Origin of the sequence: Aquimarina atlantica (genome assembly GCF_000626715.1) — a bacterium.
Lineage (GTDB): Bacteria > Bacteroidota > Bacteroidia > Flavobacteriales > Flavobacteriaceae > Aquimarina > Aquimarina atlantica.
In genome coordinates this window covers 139,736-161,335 of record NZ_AQRA01000006.1, presented here as the reverse complement: position 1 = coordinate 161,335, position 21,600 = coordinate 139,736, and the positions used below count along the sequence as shown (strand labels likewise).

The window sequence follows — 21,600 nt, the reverse complement described above, 5'->3', positions numbered from 1 at the left end:
TAATGAGCTCTATAATAAACCATTTAGCTTCTTTTTTTAAGATTTATTTAGATATCTCTTATGTAAATTTAGCAGATTTTTCTTTAAGTCAATTACTGTTTTACCGCAAAAATATAACTGCCTATAGTTATTTCATATATTTTAGGCCCATATAAGTTTATGTATCAGACCTTTAAAAATTTACTATTTATAAATATGATATTTAAAATGAAATGGCTTCTATTTTGCTAGAATATCAAAAACGAAACCATAATCTTACTAGCATTCAACACCTTATACACATATTGAATTCATTTTTATTGAGATAAGGAAATCTGAAGCATGTATAATAAAAAACCGACTTAAATGCTACATAAAATATAGCATTTAAGTCGGTTTTTTATTATTATAGTTCTTATCTAAGCCTCTCCTGTAGGACCAAAATTCATAGGGATTGGTGTTTGCTCATAATCTTTAATTTCTCCATGAGCAGCTTCAAATCTATTTACATTATCACTAAGAGCTTTTAATAATCTTTTGGCATGCTGTGGAGTTAAAATAATTCTACTTTTCACCTTACTTTTAGGTCTACCCGGCATAATGTTAACAAAATCAACTACAAATTCTGAAACTGAATGATTAATGATTGCAAGATTACTATATGTACCATCTGCAACATCTTCATCTAGTTCTATATTCAATTGATTTTGTTTCTGATTTTTATTATCTGCCATATTCAATTTTATTTTAGAATCGTTTGATCAAAAAAAAGCCTGCCTAAAGAGGCAGGCTATTTATATTAGTTATAATTAACTTCTTGTCGCTGTTCCATTCGTTCTTCAAACTCTTCGTTTGAACCAACAATGATACTTTCATAGTCTCTCATTCCTGTTCCTGCTGGTATTCTATGTCCAACAATCACATTTTCTTTAAGACCTTCAAGGCTATCAACTTTACCACTTACCGCAGCTTCGTTTAACACTTTTGTTGTTTCCTGGAATGACGCCGCAGAGATAAATGACTTGGTCTGTAACGAAGCTCTTGTAATACCTTGTAGTATTGGAGTCGCTGTTGCAGGAGAAACGTCTCTTGCAGTAACTAAGTTTTTATCATCTCTACGTAAAGCCGAATTCTCATCTCTTAACTCACGAGGAGAAATAATCTGTCCTTCTTTAAGGTTTTCGCTATCTCCTGAATCTTCAACAACCTTCATTCCGAAGATCTCATCATTTTCTTCGATAAAATCAGATTTGTGTACTAGCTGATTCTCAAGGAAAATAGTATCTCCCGGATCCTGGATTCTTACTTTACGCATCATTTGACGTACTACTACTTCAAAATGCTTATCATTAATTTTTACACCCTGTAGTCGATATACTTCTTGTACTTCATTAACCAAATACTGCTGTACTGCAGAAGGGCCTTTGATTTTAAGAATATCTTCTGGTGTGGTAGATCCATCTGATAATGGCATTCCTGCACGAACATAATCATTTTCCTGAACAAGAATTTGATTAGAAAGTTTTACAAGATACTTTTTAATTTCTCCTATTCTGGATTCTACGATAATCTCTCGATTACCACGTTTGATTTTTCCAAATGATACTACACCATCGATTTCACTAACCACAGCAGGGTTAGAAGGATTACGTGCTTCGAATAATTCTGTTACTCTAGGAAGACCTCCTGTAATATCACCAGCTTTGGCAGATTTACGAGGAATCTTAACCAAGATTTTACCTACCTTAATCTTATCATTATCGTCTACCATAAGGTGAGCTCCAACAGGTAAGTTATAAGAACGTAACACTTCATCTCCGCTTCCTAGTACATGTAGTGTTGGTATCTTTTTCTTATCACGTGATTCAGAAATTACTTTTTCCTGGAAACCAGTTTGTTCATCAATCTCTACTTGGTAGGTAGTACCTTGCTCGATATTTTCATATCTTACTTTACCTGCAAATTCAGAGATAATTACTCCATTATATGGATCCCACTGACAGATTACCTGATCTTTATCAATTTTATCTCCATCCTGGATAAATAATTGAGAACCATAAGGAATTAAGTTTGTACTTAAAACAATCTTAGTTTTTGGATCAATAATCTTAACTTCTGATGTACGAGAAATTACTACATCGATCTCATTACCTTCTCCATCTTCTCCTTTAACGGTTTTAAGTTCTTCAATTTCAGCTTTACCAGCAAATTTAGATCTTAATTGGTTTTCTTCAGAAATGTTACCTGCAATACCTCCCACGTGGAATGTACGTAATGTAAGCTGTGTACCAGGCTCTCCAATAGATTGAGCAGCTACAACACCAACGGCTTCACCACGCTGTACTGTTTTACCAGTAGCAAGGTTACGACCATAACATTTTACACAAATTCCTTTCTTTGCTTCACAAGTAAGTGCTGAACGAACTTCTACAGATTCTACAGGAGAATTCTCAATAATCTTAGCTACTTCATCACTAATTTCTACACCAGCTTCTGCTAATACTTCTTGAGTTAGAGGATCAACAACATCTTGCAATGATGTTCTACCCACTATTCTAGCTGCAAGTCCTTCTATAATTTCCTCATTCTTCTTTAACGGAGTTACCTCTACACCTCTAAGTGTACCACAATCTTCTATATTAACAATAACGTCCTGGGCAACATCCACTAGACGACGTGTAAGGTATCCAGCATCCGCAGTTTTAAGAGCGGTATCTGCAAGACCTTTACGTGCACCGTGAGTAGAAATAAAGTACTCAAGAATAGAAAGTCCTTCTTTAAAGTTAGAAAGAATTGGGTTTTCGATAATTTCTCCACCAGCAGAACTCGCTTTCTTCGGTTTTGCCATCAATCCACGCATTCCGGTTAGCTGACGAATCTGTTCTTTAGATCCCCTTGCCCCAGAGTCAAGCATCATATATACCGAATTAAACCCTTGTTGATCTTCACGAATACGCTTCATAGACAATTCTGTCAACTCAGCATTTGTAGATGTCCAAATATCAATTACCTGATTATAACGCTCATTATTAGTAATAAGACCCATATTATAGTTTGCTACAATATTGTCTACCTGAGCATTTGCATCTGCAATCATGGTATGCTTCTCTTTAGGAATAATAATATCTCCTAAACTAAATGATAATCCTCCCTGGAATGCAAAATTATATCCTAAGGTTTTGATTTCATCTAAGAATTCTGCTGTTTCAGGAACACTTGTTACTTTCAAAATACCTCCGATAATATCTCGAAGTGATTTTTTTGTCAATACTTCGTTAATATATCCTGCTTTTTCCGGAACTTTTTCATTAAATAAAACCCTACCAGCAGTAGTTTCTATGATTTTGGTTACTACTTCTCCTTCTTCGATATCATTAGTACGAACTTTGATATTCGCATTAATATCTAATCTCTTTTCATTATAAGCAATAACTACTTCTTCTGGAGAGTAGAACGTTAAATCTTCTCCTTTTATTTCTAATTCTGGAGTAGATCTACGAGACTTGGTCATATAATAAAGACCCAAGACCATATCCTGAGAAGGAACCGTTACAGGTGATCCGTTAGCAGGATTAAGAATGTTGTGTGATGCTAACATCAACAACTGAGCTTCTAAAATTGCTTCTGGCCCCAGTGGTAAATGTACTGCCATCTGATCCCCATCAAAATCGGCATTAAATGCGGTACACACCAAAGGATGTAACTGTATCGCTTTACCTTCGATAAGTTTAGGCTGAAAAGCCTGGATACCTAAACGGTGAAGCGTAGGAGCACGGTTTAGTAATACCGGATGTCCTTTTAAGACATTCTCTAAGATATCCCAAACTACAGGCTCTTTTCTATCTATAATTTTCTTGGCAGATTTTACTGTTTTTACAATACCACGCTCAATCAATTTTCTGATCACAAATGGCTTATAAAGTTCTGCTGCCATATTTTTTGGAAGACCACATTCGAATAATTTCAATTCTGGTCCTACAACAATCACAGAACGTGCTGAGTAATCCACACGTTTACCAAGTAAGTTCTGACGGAAACGTCCTTGCTTACCTTTTAATGAATCGGATAAAGATTTTAATGGTCTGTTAGAATCTGTTTTAACAGCAGAAGCTTTACGTGTATTATCAAATAATGAATCTACAGATTCCTGAAGCATACGTTTTTCATTACGTAAAATAACTTCTGGAGCTTTGATTTCCATTAAACGTTTCAAACGATTATTACGGATAATCACACGACGGTACAGGTCATTTAAATCTGAAGTCGCAAAACGACCTCCATCAAGTGGTACCAAAGGACGTAATTCTGGTGGAATTACCGGTACAACTTTAAGAACCATCCATTCTGGATTGTTTTCTCTGTTTTTATTTGCATCACGGAAAGACTCTACAACCTGAAGACGTTTTAATGCTTCAGTTTTACGTTGTTTAGACGTTTCGTTATTTGCTTTATGTCTTAGTTCGTAAGATAGTGCATCAAGATCAATTCTTCTTAAAATCTCGATAAGGCACTCTGCTCCCATCTTTGCGATGAACTTATTAGGATCTGTATCATCAAGATATAGATTTTCCTGAGGAAGGCTATCTAAAATATTTAAATACTCTTCTTCTGTAAGGAAATCCATTTTCTGAACAGCTTCGCCTTCTTCATTTTTGGCAATACCAGGCTGAATTACTACATAACGCTCGTAGTAAATAATCATATCTAATTTCTTAGATGGAAGTCCTAATAAATATCCTATTTTATTTGGTAAAGAGCGGAAATACCAGATGTGTGCCACAGGAACAACTAAGTTAATATGTCCTACACGATCTCTTCGCACTTTCTTTTCGGTAACCTCTACTCCACATCGATCACAAACAATACCTTTGTAACGAATTCTTTTATATTTACCACAAGCACATTCGAAGTCCTTTACAGGTCCAAAAATACGCTCACAGAACAAACCATCACGCTCGGGTTTGTGAGTACGATAATTGATAGTTTCGGGTTTTAACACTTCTCCTTGAGATGCCGCTAAAATTGACTCAGGAGATGCTAAACCTATAGAGATTTTATTAAATCTCTTTACTGTATTCTTATCATTATTTCTTGCCATAATATATGGTTGCTAAAGAATTATTGTAATTTAATTTTGAATAGTTTATGTTTCATTCGTACCCTTCGACTTAGCTCAGGGTACGAATTAGTATTTACTATTCTTCTAATCTGATATCCAGACCCAGACCTTTTAATTCGTGCATTAATACATTAAAAGATTCTGGTAATCCTGGTTCTGGCATAGGCTCACCTTTAACAATACTTTCGTATGTCTTAGCTCTTCCTATAACATCATCAGATTTTACCGTCAATATCTCACGTAAGGTTGCAGAAGCACCATAAGCCTCTAGCGCCCAAACTTCCATCTCTCCAAAACGCTGACCTCCAAATTGAGCCTTACCACCAAGTGGTTGTTGAGTAATCAACGAGTAAGGACCAATAGAACGTGCATGCATTTTATCATCTACCATGTGACCAAGCTTAAGCATGTATATCACACCTACGGTTGCTGGCTGGTGGAAACGATCTCCCGTACCTCCATCATAAAGATAGGTATGTCCAAATCTTGGAATTCCTGCTTCATCTGTAAATCCATTAATCTGATCTAGAGACGCACCATCAAAAATTGGAGTAGCAAATTTTCTATTCAGTTTTTGTCCGGCCCATCCTAATACTGTTTCATAAATCTGACCAATATTCATACGAGATGGTACCCCAAGTGGGTTTAATACAATATCAACTGGTGTTCCGTCTTCTAAGAATGGCATATCTTCTTCTCTTACGATACGAGCAACAATACCTTTGTTACCGTGACGACCTGCCATTTTATCACCTACTTTTAGCTTACGTTTCTTAGCGATATAAACTTTAGCAAGTTTTATAATTCCTGAAGGTAACTCATCTCCTACAGAGATTGTAAATTTCTCTCTTCGAAGATTACCTTGTAAATCATTTTCTTTAATCTTATAGTTATGGATAAGATCTGCAACCATACTATTTAAAGCATCATCGGTAGTCCATGTTCCTTTAGTAAGGTGAGCATAATCATCAACACTATTAAGCATTTTCTGAGTATACTTTTTACCTTTAGGAAGCACTTCTTCTCCCAGGTCATTCATAACCCCTTGAGAAGTTTTACCACCAACAATAGCGAATAACTTGTCGACTAATTCAGATTTTAGCAATTCGAATTTTGTATCGTATGACCTTTCTAAAATCTCAATATCTTCTTTATCCTGAGAACGTTTTCTCTTATCCTTTATAGCGCGGGCAAATAATTTTTTATCAATTACCACACCATGTAAAGAAGGGGAAGCTTTTAAAGAAGCGTCTTTAACGTCTCCTGCTTTATCTCCAAAGATTGCTCTTAATAGTTTCTCTTCTGGAGTAGGATCACTTTCTCCTTTTGGAGTAATTTTCCCGATAAGGATATCACCCGGTTTGATTTCTGCACCAACACGAATCATTCCGTTTTCATCAAGATCTTTGGTAGCTTCTTCAGAAACGTTAGGAATATCATTAGTTAATTCTTCATTACCTAATTTGGTATCTCTAACCTCAAGAGAATATTCATCAATATGGATTGAAGTAAAGATATCTTCTCGTACTACTTTTTCAGAAATCACAATCGCATCCTCAAAGTTATACCCTTTCCAAGGCATAAAGGCTACTTTCATGTTTCTACCAAGAGCAAGTTCTCCTTTTTCTGTAGCATATCCCTGACACAATACCTGACCTTTTTTAACACGATCTCCAACATTAACGATCGGTTTAAGGTTTATATTGGTACCTTGATTCGTTTTACGGAATTTTATTAATTCATATGTTTTAGAATCATCATCAAAGCTTACCATTCTTTCCTCTTCGGTTCTATCGTATTTAATGGTAATCTTTTGTGCATCTACGTACTCAACAACTCCTTCTCCTTCTGCATTAATCAATACTCTGGAATCTGATGCTACCTGACGTTCTAATCCTGTTCCTACAATAGGAGCATCAACTCTTAATAATGGTACTGCCTGACGCATCATGTTTGATCCCATCAGTGCACGGTTTGCATCATCATGTTCTAAGAACGGAATTAAAGATGCAGAAATAGATGCTATCTGATTAGGGGCAACATCGGCATAATTAACATTGGTTGGGTCAATTACCGGGAAATCACCTTCCATACGTGCAATTACCTTATCAGAATCTATTGCACCATCTTCTTTTAAAGGAATATTAGCCTGAGCTATTAATTTTTCTTCTTCCTCTTCTGCACTTAGATATGTATATCCAGAAAGATCAACCTTTCCTTCTTCTACTTTTCTATATGGAGTTTCAAGGAATCCCATTGAATTCACTTTTGCAAATACAGAAAGTGAAGAGATAAGACCAATATTTGGTCCTTCAGGAGTCTCAATAGGACATAGACGACCGTAATGTGTATAGTGTACATCACGTACCTCAAAACCTGCACGCTCACGTGATAAACCTCCTGGCCCAAGAGCCGAAAGTCTACGCTTATGTGTAATCTCTGCTAATGGATTGGTTTGATCCATAAACTGAGATAACTGGTTTGTACCAAAGAACGAATTAATTACAGATGATAGTGTTTTAGCATTGATCAAATCAATCGGTGTAAAAACCTCATTATCTCTAACATTCATACGTTCACGAATGGTACGAGCCATACGTGCCAGACCAACTCCAAACTGCTGTGATAATTGTTCTCCTACCGTTCTAACACGACGGTTAGAAAGGTGATCGATATCATCAATTTCTGCTTTAGAGTTAATTAATTCTATTAAGTATTTTATAATGGTAATAATATCTTCTTTGGTAAGCACTTGCTTATCCATTGCAATATCAAGTCCCAATTTCTTATTCATTCTATAACGACCTACTTCACCAAGATTGTAACGTTGATCAGAAAAGAATAACTTGTCAATAATACCTCTTGCAGTTTCTTCATCAGGCGGTTCTGCATTACGTAATTGACGGTATATATGTTCTACCGCTTCTTTTTCAGAATTGGTAGGATCTTTTTGTAAAGTATTGTGAATAATTGCATAATCTCCTTTTTGATTATCTTCTTTATGAAGCAAAATGGTTTTTGCTCCAGATTCGATAATCTCTTCAAGGTGATCTTTATCTAAGATGGTATCACGATCTAAAACGATCTCGTTACGCTCAATAGATACTACTTCTCCTGTATCTTCATCCACAAAATCTTCATGCCATGTATTTAATACACGTGCTGCTAATTTGCGTCCTAAAACTTTTTTCAATCCGGATTTAGAAACTTTTACTTCTTCTGCAAGATCAAATATTTCTAAAATATCTTTATCACGTTCAAAACCAATTGCACGGAAAAGCGTAGTTACCGGTAATTTTTTCTTTCTATCGATATAAGCGTACATTACACTATTGATATCGGTAGCAAATTCTATCCAAGAACCTTTAAAAGGAATTACTCTTGCAGAATATAATTTAGTTCCATTGGCATGGAATGATTGTCCAAAGAATACTCCCGGTGAACGGTGTAATTGAGATACGACTACTCGCTCTGCCCCATTAATACAAAAAGTACCACTAGGTGTCATATAAGGAATTGTACCTAAGTACACATCCTGAACAATAGTCTCAAAATCTTCGTGTTCTGGGTCTGTACAGAAAAGTTTTAGACGGGCTTTTAAAGGTACACTATAGGTAAGACCTCTTTCTATACACTCCTGCAGATCATATCTTGGAGGGTCTACAAAGTAATCTAAAAATTCTAGTACAAATTGATTACGAGTATCTGTAATCGGGAAGTTTTCCATGAAGGTATTGTATAAACCTTCGTTTCCTCTTTCTTCAGATTTTGTTTCTAGTTGAAAGAAATCCTGGAAGGATTTGATCTGAATATCCAGGAAGTCAGGATAATCAGGTCTATTCTTTACAGAAGAGAAATTCAATCTTTCAGTTTGCGTTGCTAACATCAATGGACGGAATTAAATTAAAATTTAAAAAAGGGTGCGTATGTACAACTTAATGTTTATATACGCAAAATGGTTTAGACCTCATCAGGCATCATTGCATGATGGGTCTAAACCTATATGTCAATATATGGTAAGCTTATTTAAGCTCAACCTCAGCTCCAGCCTCTTCTAATTGTGCTTTAAGAGCTTCTGCTTCATCTTTAGATATTCCTTCTTTGATTGCTTTAGGAGCTTCATCAACTAATCCTTTAGCATCTTTAAGACCTAGACCTGTAAGTTCTTTTACAAGTTTTACAACAGCTAGTTTAGCACCACCTGCAGCCTTAAGGATTACATCAAATTCTGTTTTTTCTTCAGCAGCATCTCCTCCACCAGCACCACCGCCAGCAGCTACAGCTACTGCAGCAGCAGCAGGTTCGATACCATATTCTTCTTTTAATATATCAGCTAACTCATTAACTTCTTTTACTGTTAAGTTAACTAATTGTTCTGCGAAATCTTTTAAATCTGCCATTTTCTATCGTTTTAAATAATTTTTTTTAATTGAAATATAATTGTTAAAAAGTGCGTACACTACTATTAATTACCCTTCTTTTTCGGATAACGTTTTAAGAATACCAGCTATAGTACCACCGCTTGATTTTAATGCTGAAATAACATTCTTAGCTGGTGATTGTAATAGACCAATAATGTCTCCGATAACTTCTTCCTTAGACTTAATATTAACTAAAGCGTCTAAGTTTTCGTCACCTACATATACTGCCTCTTCTATAAATGCTCCTTTTAACAAAGGTTTTTCAGATTTCTTACGAAACTCTTTAATTACCTTTGCTGGTGCATTTCCGGCTTCAGCAAACATAATAGAAGTATTACCTTTTAATGTAGTTGGTAATTCTCCAAAATCTTTATCTGAATTCTCCATTGCTTTTGCAAGGAGTGTATTCTTAACTACTTTTAATGATACATTAGCTTTAAAACAAGCTCTACGTAAATTTGAAGTTGTTCCTGCATCCAATCCTGAAATATCTGCTAAATAGATATTAGCGTTATCAGCTAACTGAGCAGTTAAGTCTTCAATTACTAGTGATTTTTCTTCTCTTGTCATAATCGTTTATCTTAATTACCCAGCAAAGTTTTTAGCATCAATTTCTACACCAGGACTCATGGTAGAAGATATATATATTGATTTAATATATACTCCTTTTGCAGTCTGCGGCTTCAACTTTACCAATGTTGTTAATAATTCTTTAGCGTTTCCAGCTATTTTCTCTGCATCGAAAGAAGATTTACCTATTGCCGCATGAACAATACCGGTTTTATCAACTTTAAAATCAATCTTACCTGCTTTTACATCAGAAACTGCTTTTGCAACATCCATTGTTACTGTTCCTGTTTTTGGGTTAGGCATTAATCCACGAGGTCCTAATACTCTACCTAATGGTCCCAATTTTCCCATAACGCTAGGCATAGTGATGATTACATCAACATCTGTCCATCCACCTTTGATTTTATCAAGATATTCATCAAGACCAACAAAATCAGCACCTGCTTCTTTTGCTTCGGCTTCTTTATCTGGTGTTACTAATGCTAATACTTTAACATCTTTTCCTGTTCCGTGAGGTAATGTTACCACACCACGTACCATTTGATTTGCTTTACGTGGATCTACGTTCAGACGAACAGCAAGATCTACAGAAGCATCAAAATTTACGTTTGTTATTTCTTTTACTAAAGCAGAAGCTTCATTTAATGAATACGCTTTGTTTTTATCAACTTTAGCGTTTGCTTCCTTTTGCTTTTTAGTTACTTTTGCCATTTTGTAAACGTTTTTGGATTAAAAAGGAGCTTGTCCTTTTACAGTTACACCCATTGAACGAGCGGTACCAGCAATCATTTTCATAGCAGACTCTACAGTAAATGCATTTAAATCCTGCATTTTATCTTCTGCGATTGTACGAACTTGATCCCAAGTAACACTAGCTACTTTTTTACGATTAGGCTCTCCAGAACCTTTTTTCTGTTTTGCTGCTTCCAGTATCTGAACAGCTGCTGGTGGAGTTTTGATAACAAAATCAAAAGACTTGTCTGTGTACACATTAATTACTACTGGTAATACTTTACCAGCTTTATCTTGTGTTCTACCATTGAATTGCTTACAGAATTCCATGATATTTACTCCGGCAGCACCTAAAGCAGGTCCAACTGGTGGGGATGGGTTTGCCGCTCCTCCACGCACTTGTAATTTTACTACTTTACCTATCTCTTTAGCCATTTTTCTAATTTTAAATTAGAATTGTTCTATAAGTGGAAGCAAAAGAACAACTCTGGATCTATAATGTAACAATTATTATATTTTTTCTACTTGCATATAACTCAATTCTAATGGTGTTTTTCTTCCGAAAATCTTAACCATTACTTCAAGTTTACGCTTCTCTTCGTTTACTTTTTCAACAGTACCATTAAATCCGTTAAATGGTCCATCGATAACTTTTACTGTCTCTCCTACTGTATAAGGAATAGCAACATTATCAGTTTTAACTGCAAGTTCATCAACCTTACCAAGCATTCTATTAATTTCTGCTTTTCTTAGTGGTACAGGATCTCCTCCTTTTACTTCGCCAAGAAAACCTATTACACCATTAATAGATTTAATTATATGTGGTATTTCTCCAGAAAGGTTAGCTTCTATCATAACATAACCGGGAAAATACACTCTTTCTTTATTTATTTTTTTCCCATTACGAATCTGTACTACTTTTTCTGTAGGCACAAGAATCTGAGAAACATAATCTTCAAGTCCCATATGAGCAATCTCTCGCTCGATATAGTCTTTAACTTTATTTTCCTGACCGCTTACCGCTCTTACCACGTACCATTTCTTCGTATTATCCACTTCAGCCATTTTAAAAATTTAAGATTTAACTAAAGTAAAATAATATTCTATCACATTACTAAATGCAGTATCTATACCCCAGATAACTAAGGAAAAAATAACCGAAAAAACGATTACAATCAAAGTAAGTCTTTGTGCTTCTGCCCAAGGGGTCCAAGTCACATGATTCTTTAGCTCATTATATGATTCTGCAATGTAATTTACTAGTCCAGCCATCTTGTTTATTTTTTAAACGAATCAAAAACAAATTTTAATTTCGTTATAAAACTCATTATTATAACAATCGATACTGCATCTATACAATATTGATTGACTTTGCACGGGTTGAGAGACTCGAACTCCCGACACCTGGTTTTGGAGACCAGTGCTCTACCAACTGAGCTAAACCCGTAACATAAGTCAAGGTATTCGTATCAACGAATACCTTAACTTTTATATACTATCTTGTATTAGTCTAAAATTTCAGTTACTTGACCAGCACCTACTGTTCTACCACCTTCACGGATCGCAAAACGAAGACCTACATTCATTGCAATTGTCTGAATTAACTCAACAGTAATCGTTAAGTTATCACCAGGCATTACCATTTCAACTCCATCAGGAAGAGCAATATTTCCTGTTACATCAGTTGTACGTACATAAAACTGAGGACGGTAGTTATTATGGAATGGAGTGTGACGTCCACCTTCTTCTTTCTTAAGGATATACACCTCAGCTTTGAATTTTTTATGTGGAGTTACAGAACCAGGCTTAGTGATTACCATACCACGAGAAATTTGAGTTTTCTCAATACCTCTTAACAGGATACCAGCGTTATCTCCAGCCTCACCTCTATCAAGGATTTGACGGAACATCTCGATACCAGTAATAGTAGAAGTTAATTTCTCAGCTCCCATACCAATAATCTCTACAGGATCTCCAGTATTAGCGATTCCTGTTTCTATACGACCTGTAGCAACAGTACCACGACCAGTAATAGAGAATACATCTTCAATCGGCATTAAGAAATCTTTATCTACATCACGCTTAGGTAATTCGATCCAAGCATCTACAGCTTTCATTAATTCTAAAACTGTATCAACCCATTTTTGCTCTCCATTAAGAGCTCCAAGTGCAGAACCAGAAATTACAGGACCATTATCACCATCATATTCGTAGAAAGATAAAAGATCTCTAACTTCCATCTCAACAAGTTCTAATAATTCCTCATCATCAACCATATCCACTTTATTAAGGAATACAACGATTCTAGGAATACCTACCTGACGACCTAAAAGTATGTGTTCACGAGTTTGTGGCATAGGACCATCTGTAGCAGCAACTACTAAGATCGCACCGTCCATTTGTGCAGCACCAGTAACCATGTTCTTTACATAATCGGCGTGACCTGGACAATCAACGTGTGCATAATGACGATTCTCAGTTTGGTACTCAACATGAGATGTATTAATAGTAATACCTCTTTCTTTTTCTTCTGGAGCATTATCGATTTGATCAAAATCTCTCGCTTCAGAAAGACCTGCATCTGCCAATACTTTAGTAATCGCAGCAGTTAAAGTCGTTTTACCGTGATCAACGTGTCCAATAGTACCAATATTTAAGTGCGGTTTGGAACGATCAAAAGTTTCCTTTGCCATAATTAATTTATTTAATCTAAGTTATATATTAGTGTTCAATTCAAAATTCTGAACCTAGAGCCAATGACGAGATTTGAACTCGTGACCTCTTCCTTACCAAGGAAACGCTCTACCCCTGAGCTACACCGGCTTTTTAATAAGTATAATGACAAATCAGAGCACTTTCAATACTATAAGAAAGAAATCCGATCAATCATTACATTTATGTTAAAAATCCAATCCTAACTTTACAATTAAGATTTGCTCTATTTTAGAGCTGAAAACCTCAAAAAAAACAGGCTCTACTCTCTACACAGGCTTTTCACCCTACTTTCTTTTACCAGCCAAACAAAATTGTTTGAATGTAAAGAAAATTCTTAGAGCGGGAGACCAGGTTCGAACTGGCGACATTCAGCTTGGAAGGCTGACGCTCTACCAACTGAGCTACTCCCGCTTTTAGTTCTGAATTAAAAATTATCAGAACAGAATTTTATTTTTAACTTCTTTTAAAAAAACATCTAGACAAATCAAATTGATGTTTATTTTAAAATTATGTGGGGAGAGCAGGATTCGAACCTGCGAAGACATAGTCAGCAGATTTACAGTCTGCCCTCGTTGGCCGCTTGAGTATCTCCCCGATTAAAAAAATTCAATATTTTAAAATGAACTTATTGAATTTTGAGAGCGCAAAAATAATCATTTATTTTACAATTCAAAATTCTATTTAAAAAGCTTTATTTTTTATTTAAAAAAATTGCTTTTTAAGAGCCGATGGAGGGACTCGAACCCACGACCTGCTGATTACAAATCAGCTGCTCTAGCCAGCTGAGCTACATCGGCTTTTCACCATGTTTTAGAACATAAAAAAGTCCGCTATTTCTAACGGACTGCAAATGTATAGAATTTATTTCTTTCACAAAACTATTTTTCAAAAAAAATAGTCAAACATGTGCATTTAATTTTTCTTTACGTTTTCTAAGTTGTCTTTCTAACGAACTAACACACTCATCTACACCTTCTTCAAAGGATTTATTAATTTTTTTTATCATAAATTCGTCTCCCGGCACACTTAATAAAATTTCCGTAATTTTATTTTCTTTACTACTTGTATTCATAACTTTCAAAAATACATCTGCATGAATTATTCGATTAAAATGAGTTTCTAACTTATCCAATTTAGTTTGAGTAAAATTCACCAACTTTTGATCTACATTAAAATTTACGGACTGCAAGTTCACTTTCATAGGTTGTTAGTTTAATTAGATTGAACAAAATTTTAAGCTAAAAAGATTGACAAGCTAACAACTCACCTTTATTTTTTATTCCTTGGATGAGATTGTTTATATACTTTTGTTAACTGAGCTACACTATGATGAGTATATATCTGGGTAGCAGCTAAACTGGAATGGCCAAGCAATTCTTTTACAGCATTTAGATTTGCCCCTTCATTTAGTAAATGTGTCGCAAAAGAATGTCTTAAAATATGCGGACTCTTTTTTACTTTTGAAGATGCCTTACTAAAATAACTATTTATAACGCGATATACAAGTGTTTCATAGATTTTAACTCCTTTTTTTGTCAAAAGCAAAAAAGAAGATTCTTGCTCCATAATTAAATCAGATCTAACAGTTAAATACAAGCTTAATGTATCACAAACCGATGAAAGAAGCGGTAAGTATCTTTCTTTATTACGTTTACCCAAAACTTTTATTTGCTTCTGGTTTAGATCTACATCTGATAGTTTAAGATTTACCAATTCAATTCTTCTTATTCCTGTAGCATAAAAAAGCTCTACAATCAACCTATCCCTAACGCTTTCGAAATCCCGATCATCTCTTAAATCTTTCAAAACGTCTTCTACCTCTTGTGTAGAAAATGGTATTTGAAGTTTTTTAGGCGCTTTTAAAGCTTGATGTTTTGCCAGAGGATTCTTATCTATTTGTTCTGACTTAAGTAGAAATTTATAATATGTCTTAAGAGAAGACACCTTTCTATTAATCGTTCGATTAGAAACACCATCGTTAACAAGACTCACAATCCAGGAACGAATCTGCGCATAGTTTGCATCAGCTATCTTAGAAGTATCATATTCTATTTGATAAAACTCTAAAAAAGACAACAAATCTGCTTTATAGGCCGTTACTGTGTGCTTAGAATAATTTTTTTCGTGAAGTAAGTACTCTATAAACTCAGAAATAAACATAAAAAAAACCGTTAGAAAACAAAAGTATAAAACTTTTATTATCCTAACGGTTAAAATTTATACTGAAAAAACGGCAGTCTAGCTTCTTTTCACAAAGAAACATTATAAAGACAGCGTTATTTATCTTTAAATTTCTTCTTGATCTCTTAAGTGCTGAATATATTGCGCTTTTTGAATCTGCGCTCTTCTTTCAACAGAAGGTTTTGTAAACGCTTGACGCTTACGAAGCTGACGCATCGTTCCTGTTCGATCAAATTTTCTTTTAAAACGTTTTAACGCTCTATCTATATTTTCTCCGTCTTTAACTGGTATAATTAACATAGTGGCACCTCCTTTCTTTAGAAATAATTAGGGTGCAAAGATAATACAAAACTATTATCCACAAAGTTTTCTTCAATAATATTTAATATTATTTCAAAGACCAAACAGAATAGCCTTTTGGGGGTGCCTGAATTTTAACCCATTTACCTCCCTGGGTAGTTGGTTCCCATCCCGAATGACCGGTATAATCTTTAATTTTCTTGTTTGACCAATTGGTTTGGATCCATCTTTCCTGCCATGAATCTGAATTATTAATATACACCACTAAACCATTTTTTCCGCTTCCTCCGTTTCTCCTAGCAATATATTCATCATTATCTGTCCAAAGGTTTGTTGTATTTCCTCCTGCAAGATTGTTATGAATCCAAATTAGATTATTCATTTTATTTTTATCTAACCAGTGTTCATAATCTCTATAAAAAATCGCGGGGTATCCTTCATGAGTCAAAATATATGCATAAGCAAGTATTTTGTTATTAATAATCTCATCGGTATCATGATTAGCTACAAAAGTAACTGCCCTTGTTGGACTTCTTTTCCATAGCATATCTCCGTTAAGCGCATTAAGATTATTACCCATAAAAGCATCTCTCATTTTGTAATAACATCCAAAATCAAATGCAGACATCTGCGCCTGATCGGTCCACCACTTTAATGTATTTACATTTCCATCCCAATACTCTCCCACAGCAAATCCTCCTACTGCATTCCTAAATTCTTTTGGAACCCATGGTTCGAATCCTTTTACATAATCAAACCTCCAACCATCAAACTTCATAGTATTTTTATAATACTTTGCTACAGAATTAGATTTTTTCCACAACCAATCCTGCACATAGCTTTTGTGGTGACACATATCTGCAAAACCTCCAAAAACACCCGAATCATTATTATGATAATCATTTGGATGAAAATCATACTGAGTTCTTTCGAACAGACCAGACAGGGGATTATAATCCGTATAAGTATTAGAATTAGTAAAAATATTAGCTTCAGAATCTCCTCCACTATTGTGATTAATTACAATATCTGCAATTACACTTAGACTATTATTATGTGCCGTTGTAATTAAACTGGTTAATTCTGAGCGCGAACCAAATCTGGTTTCAGTACTTCCCATTTGGTTATACTCACCAAAGTCATAATAATCAAAGGGGTCATATCCCATTGATAGTCCTCCATTCATTGCTTTACTAACAGGCGGTAACCAAATAGCATCTATACCTGCATTACTCCAACCGCTTACTTTTCCTTTTACAACATTCCACCAGGTACCTCCTGCAGGAACATCCCAGTAAAAAGCTTGCATCATTACCCCCGTTCCTATTTGTTTTAGTGCTTTTGAAGAAACCTCTTGCTGTATGTCCGCAGATTCAGGAGTTCTCTCTTCTAAAATCTCATCTTTACTACAACTTACAAGCAAAAACGTTATAGTAATAAGTCCATAAAAAAATGTGTTGATTCTCATAATTAACTAATGTTTGTGTTAAATTTTCATCAAATTAGGGATTTTATAAAACCCGAAAACGTTTGAAATCTCACGCAAACGTTTGCGTGTTGATAAAACTTTAAACTTTATTGTTTTTTACTAGTAAAAAACAAAGAATCAGAAAATGTAACCAATTTTTTTAGTTCTTAGGAGAATTTAGAATTCATAAAAAAACCTCGAGATTTCCTCGAGGTTTTGATATATAAAATTTTATGTAAAAAATCTATATGATCACGTTGCTGCTTTATATTCTTTTTTATCAATTACAATCTTAGCAATTACTTCTCTTAATATCTCAGAAGTTCCACCTCCTATTGGCCCTAATCGACTATCTCTAAATAGTCTTGCCATTGGGTACTCTTCCATATACCCATAACCTCCTAATAGTTGTAGACATTTATATATTGCTTCATCGGCAATTTTGGTAGAAATCAACTTCGACATACTAGCTTCTTTAACCACATATTTCCCATCGTTAAGTCGCTTAGCTACAGAATAATTAAATTCTTTACACATTTCTACTTCACTGGCAATATCTGCAACGGTATGTCTTAGTGCCTGAAATTTATCAATTGTTTTTCCAAAAGCTTCTCGCTCTGACATATATTGTATAACATATTCTAATGCATACTCTGTTCGGGCATGCGCATTAACTCCCATTATCAATCTTTCTAAAGCAAAATGCTGCATTATATATGAGAATCCTTTGTTTTCTTCTCCCATCAAATTATTCGCTGGAATTTTCACATTATCAAAAGCAATTTCTCCGGTATCAGAAGCTTTCCATCCTAATTTTTCTAATTTGGTAGCAGAAATTCCGGGAGTATCTCTATCAACAACAAAGATACTTATTCCTTTATTTCCCAACTCGGGATTTGTTTTTGCGGCAATAACCAGATAATCACTATAAACACCATTAGTAATAAAGGTTTTAGATCCATTAATTACATAATGATCTCCTTCTTTTACTGCTGTGGTTCTCATTCCTGCAACATCAGAACCTCCAAAAGGTTCTGTAATACCTAAGCATCCTATTTTCTCACCAGATATACTAGGCTTTAAATACATTTCTTTAATTCTATGATCTCCTTCTTTATTTAAATGTGTCATCGCCAAATATGCATGTGCCCATATAGCAGCAGCAAAACCACCAGAATTAATTTTTTGCAGTTCTTCTAAAAGTATTACAGTATAAAACAGGTCGAGATCTAGCCCACCGTATTCTTCTGGATATGCAATTCCAAAGTACCCCATTTCACCAAACTTCTCCCAGATAAATCGATCAATATCTCCACTTTTTTCCCATTTGTCTATGTGTGGAGTTACTTCTTTTTTCAGAAATTCCTTGAGACTTTGTCTAAATAATTCGTGTTCTTCTGTAAAATACATACTATTCATATGACAACCTTCTTTTTTTTAGTTAACATATTACTACATATAATGATTACTTCCTCAATACAATAAAACCTAAATCCATAAAATGGGTTTATGAATCAGTTATTATTTTAATGATTTATCAAAATTCGTAGCAATTTTTTAATGATTCTTAATTCAATGTCAAATATAACTTTATTCTATCTATTTTTTTGAGAGAAAAACCCTCAATTTCTTCTAATTCGTTAAAGTTTAAGATATTCCCATTGTCTTCAATAAATTCTTTAATATCCAACGCCATTTCAAAATCAAAATATGGTATTTCTACTAACTCATTGACTGACGCCGTATTGACATTTATTTTTTTTATCTTTTTTGGTGTCTTAACCGTAAACATAGATAAAATTTTATCTTTCTGATTATCATATAGACCGTAAACATCTTCAAGTTGAATATCGAGAGTAAAACCTCCTATACTATTTCTATATTTGATTATTCTATCTGCAACAAAATCGGGTAGGCCAATACTTTGCTCTAGTTCTTCTCTAGAAACTGTGTTCAAATCTTTTTTTTGATCATACGATTTAATTGGAAATTTCTTCTTAGCATATTTCCTTGTCCCCTCTTTATTACTCTTTTTTGTCCATGCAGGGAATTTAAATAAAGGAGATATAACCGAAAGAACCGAATCAGAAACCTGAGTTACTTTTTTAAAATCCGCAATAGAATTGATCCATTTATTATCATTTCTGTATGCATGAAGTCGATCTAGCTCACTTGTAGAAAGTCCTAGTGTATATCCTTTATGGTCTGAGATAAAATTTGGGTTAAAAGGTTGTAGACGATATTGTTTTTTTTGTTGTTCGGCGATACTCTTAAGCGAGTCTATCTGTTGTTGAAAAGAGGTTAACTCTGCAAAACTATACTGTTGAGAGAAAGACTTTGGGTAAAAATAATATGCTATAAGCGCAGCAAATAGGATAATTGATAAAAGAAAAATCCCATTTCGAAAACGTGAGTGTATTTCGAAATGGGATTTTTTATAATTCATAAAGAATATTTTTTTAGCTTTTTGATGCTTTTATTGCCTCAAAATATCTAGATAGTTGTTTTTTAACTATTGGGAACAAGAAGAACAATCCTATCATATTTGGGAATACCATTGCAAAAATCATTGCATCAGAGAATGCCCAAATAGAACTCATACTAGCTGCTGCTCCAATTATTACGAAGGTTAAAAATAATAGCTTATACGTTAAATCAGCAGCTTTACCTCTACCGAACAAGAATTTCCAGGACTGTAAACCATAATATGACCATGAAATCATGGTTGAAACCGCAAATAATACTACTGCAATGGTTAAAAACACATTAGAGTAAGGTATATATTTTGCAAAAGCCATAGAAGTTATCCCTGCACCTTCATAAGGTACTCCATCAATAAAAACAGCTCCAGAACCATCTCCTCCATACTCAAATGCACCACCAAAATTGAAAATAATAATTACTAATGCTGTCATCGTACATATCACTACAGTATCGATAAAAGGCTCTAGCAAAGCAACAAGTCCTTCACTGGCAGAATATTTGGTTTTTACCGCAGAATGCGCAATAGATGCAGAACCTGCTCCTGCCTCATTAGAAAATGCAGCTCTTTTAAAACCCACTAATAGAACTCCTATAATACTTCCTACTCCAATAGCTGTTGGGTTAAAAGCTTCGCTAATAATCAAGCCTATTGCATCATCGACCAATGAAAAATTACCGAAAATTATATATAAACAAGCTAACAAGTATAAGATAGCCATAAAAGGAACTACTTTTTCTGTTACCGAAGCAATTCTTTTAATTCCTCCTATAATAATAATTCCTACAAGAATTGCTAAAATAACTCCAATCCAAAAACCTGCTCCTGTGCTTTGTAGTTCTAAAAGCTCCTTTAAAACAACAGTAGCTTGATTAGATTGTGCTGCATTACCGCCACCAAAAGATCCTCCTATACAAAATATAGCAAATATAACTGCTGCAACTTTTCCTAGAACTTTAAATCCTCTTTCTTTCAATCCTTTACTTAGGTAATACATAGGGCCTCCATACACAGTACCATCTTCTCCTACATCTCTATACTGAACTCCAAGAGTACATTCTACAAACTTGGTAGACATTCCTAATAATCCGCAAATAATCATCCAAAATGTAGCGCCTGGTCCTCCAAGTGCAATTGCCAAGGCTACCCCCGCAATATTACCATTACCCACAGTACCCGAAACTGCTGTTGCCAATGCTTGAAAATGACTAACCTCTCCTTCTTTAGACTCATCACGTATAGTATCTCTTATATCTCCGTCTACCGCAGCCGATGGATCTCCTAAGCTATGCCCTTCAACATCATCATATTTTCCTCGTACTACATTAATAGCTTTTCCAAAATATCTTATATTAGGAAAACCAAAATACAATGTAAAAAACAATGCACTTAATACTAATAATATAATAACGAACGGAGCACCTTCAAAAACTTCAAAGAAAATTACCGCAGAGAAAAAATCGGATACAGGTTTAAAACCTTCATCGATTTTCTGATCAAGCCCCTTTTCTGTGACCTCTTGTGCGAATGTAAAAAATGGAATGGTAAGTGCTAAAAGTGAAAGAAGAATTCTCTTCATGATTTTGTGAATTAATTGAATTTAATTGTTAAGAAGTGAGCAAGATGGTAAAAA

The 21,600-nt window shown here is 34.6% G+C and carries 17 protein-coding genes and 5 tRNA genes; all 22 read right to left on the bottom strand.

Annotated elements, in window-relative coordinates:
* Nucleotides 1-398 precede the first annotated feature (398 nt).
* The 22 genes from ATO12_RS14320 to ATO12_RS14215 all read right to left on the bottom strand — a co-directional run bounded on the left by ATO12_RS14320 (nt 399) and on the right by ATO12_RS14215 (nt 21,546).
* The gene (locus tag ATO12_RS14320; protein WP_025665932.1) at nt 399-713 is read right to left on the bottom strand and encodes a DUF3467 domain-containing protein; all 315 of its coding nucleotides are present in this window, start codon (nt 711-713) and stop codon (nt 399-401) included.
* 65 nt (nt 714-778) lie between these two features.
* A complete protein-coding gene (rpoC, locus tag ATO12_RS14315; RefSeq protein ID WP_034242838.1) occupies nt 779-5,077 on the bottom strand; it encodes a DNA-directed RNA polymerase subunit beta' in 4,299 nt (1,432 codons plus the stop codon).
* 97 nt (nt 5,078-5,174) lie between these two features.
* Nucleotides 5,175-8,984 (bottom strand): DNA-directed RNA polymerase subunit beta, encoded by a 3,810-nt coding sequence (rpoB, locus tag ATO12_RS14310; protein WP_034242837.1) that lies wholly within the window; start codon nt 8,982-8,984, stop codon nt 5,175-5,177.
* A gap of 136 nt (nt 8,985-9,120) precedes the next feature.
* Nucleotides 9,121-9,498, bottom strand: coding sequence for a 50S ribosomal protein L7/L12 (gene rplL / locus ATO12_RS14305; RefSeq protein ID WP_025665929.1), 378 nt, complete (start codon nt 9,496-9,498; stop codon nt 9,121-9,123).
* Nucleotides 9,499-9,567: 69 nt separating this feature from the next.
* Entirely contained in the window at nt 9,568-10,089 is a 522-nt protein-coding gene (rplJ, locus tag ATO12_RS14300) for a 50S ribosomal protein L10 (RefSeq protein WP_034242836.1), read from the bottom strand.
* 15 nt (nt 10,090-10,104) lie between these two features.
* The gene (gene rplA, locus ATO12_RS14295) at nt 10,105-10,800 is read right to left on the bottom strand and encodes a 50S ribosomal protein L1 (protein ID WP_034242835.1); all 696 of its coding nucleotides are present in this window, start codon (nt 10,798-10,800) and stop codon (nt 10,105-10,107) included.
* An 18-nt stretch (nt 10,801-10,818) separates the two neighbouring features.
* On the bottom strand, nt 10,819-11,256 hold the full coding sequence (gene rplK, locus ATO12_RS14290) for a 50S ribosomal protein L11 (protein ID WP_024768886.1): 438 nt from the start codon (nt 11,254-11,256) through the stop codon (nt 10,819-10,821).
* A gap of 75 nt (nt 11,257-11,331) precedes the next feature.
* Nucleotides 11,332-11,886: a transcription termination/antitermination protein NusG gene (nusG, locus tag ATO12_RS14285; protein WP_024768887.1), complete on the bottom strand. Its 555-nt coding sequence runs from the start codon at nt 11,884-11,886 to the stop codon at nt 11,332-11,334.
* Nucleotides 11,887-11,895: 9 nt separating this feature from the next.
* Nucleotides 11,896-12,093 carry a preprotein translocase subunit SecE gene (gene secE, locus ATO12_RS14280; RefSeq protein WP_025665926.1) on the bottom strand — a complete coding sequence of 66 codons (198 nt, stop codon included), beginning with the start codon at nt 12,091-12,093 and terminating at the stop codon, nt 11,896-11,898.
* A 102-nt stretch (nt 12,094-12,195) separates the two neighbouring features.
* Nucleotides 12,196-12,268, bottom strand: a tRNA-Trp gene (locus ATO12_RS14275).
* Between the two features lie 58 nt (nt 12,269-12,326).
* Complete coding sequence (gene tuf / locus ATO12_RS14270; RefSeq protein ID WP_034242834.1) at nt 12,327-13,514, bottom strand: elongation factor Tu; 1,188 nt, start codon at nt 13,512-13,514, stop codon at nt 12,327-12,329.
* 58 nt (nt 13,515-13,572) lie between these two features.
* Nucleotides 13,573-13,644 (bottom strand) — tRNA-Thr (locus ATO12_RS14265).
* A gap of 230 nt (nt 13,645-13,874) precedes the next feature.
* Nucleotides 13,875-13,947 (bottom strand) — tRNA-Gly (locus ATO12_RS14260).
* Between the two features lie 101 nt (nt 13,948-14,048).
* Nucleotides 14,049-14,130, bottom strand: a tRNA-Tyr gene (locus ATO12_RS14255).
* A gap of 129 nt (nt 14,131-14,259) precedes the next feature.
* Nucleotides 14,260-14,333, bottom strand: a tRNA-Thr gene (locus ATO12_RS14250).
* Nucleotides 14,334-14,434: 101 nt separating this feature from the next.
* The gene (hpf, locus tag ATO12_RS14245) at nt 14,435-14,737 is read right to left on the bottom strand and encodes a ribosome hibernation-promoting factor, HPF/YfiA family (protein WP_025665924.1); all 303 of its coding nucleotides are present in this window, start codon (nt 14,735-14,737) and stop codon (nt 14,435-14,437) included.
* 68 nt (nt 14,738-14,805) lie between these two features.
* The gene (locus ATO12_RS14240; RefSeq protein ID WP_034242832.1) at nt 14,806-15,696 is read right to left on the bottom strand and encodes a tyrosine-type recombinase/integrase; all 891 of its coding nucleotides are present in this window, start codon (nt 15,694-15,696) and stop codon (nt 14,806-14,808) included.
* A gap of 126 nt (nt 15,697-15,822) precedes the next feature.
* Nucleotides 15,823-16,017, bottom strand: coding sequence for a 30S ribosomal protein S21 (gene rpsU, locus ATO12_RS14235; protein ID WP_034242830.1), 195 nt, complete (start codon nt 16,015-16,017; stop codon nt 15,823-15,825).
* 88 nt (nt 16,018-16,105) lie between these two features.
* Nucleotides 16,106-17,485, bottom strand: coding sequence for an alpha-amylase (locus ATO12_RS14230; RefSeq protein WP_034242828.1), 1,380 nt, complete (start codon nt 17,483-17,485; stop codon nt 16,106-16,108).
* 252 nt (nt 17,486-17,737) lie between these two features.
* Nucleotides 17,738-18,904 carry an acyl-CoA dehydrogenase family protein gene (locus ATO12_RS14225; RefSeq protein WP_034242827.1) on the bottom strand — a complete coding sequence of 389 codons (1,167 nt, stop codon included), beginning with the start codon at nt 18,902-18,904 and terminating at the stop codon, nt 17,738-17,740.
* 148 nt (nt 18,905-19,052) lie between these two features.
* The gene (locus ATO12_RS14220) at nt 19,053-19,931 is read right to left on the bottom strand and encodes a ComEA family DNA-binding protein (RefSeq protein WP_034242825.1); all 879 of its coding nucleotides are present in this window, start codon (nt 19,929-19,931) and stop codon (nt 19,053-19,055) included.
* A 13-nt stretch (nt 19,932-19,944) separates the two neighbouring features.
* Nucleotides 19,945-21,546, bottom strand: coding sequence for an alanine/glycine:cation symporter family protein (locus ATO12_RS14215; RefSeq protein WP_034242824.1), 1,602 nt, complete (start codon nt 21,544-21,546; stop codon nt 19,945-19,947).
* Nucleotides 21,547-21,600 lie beyond the last annotated feature (54 nt).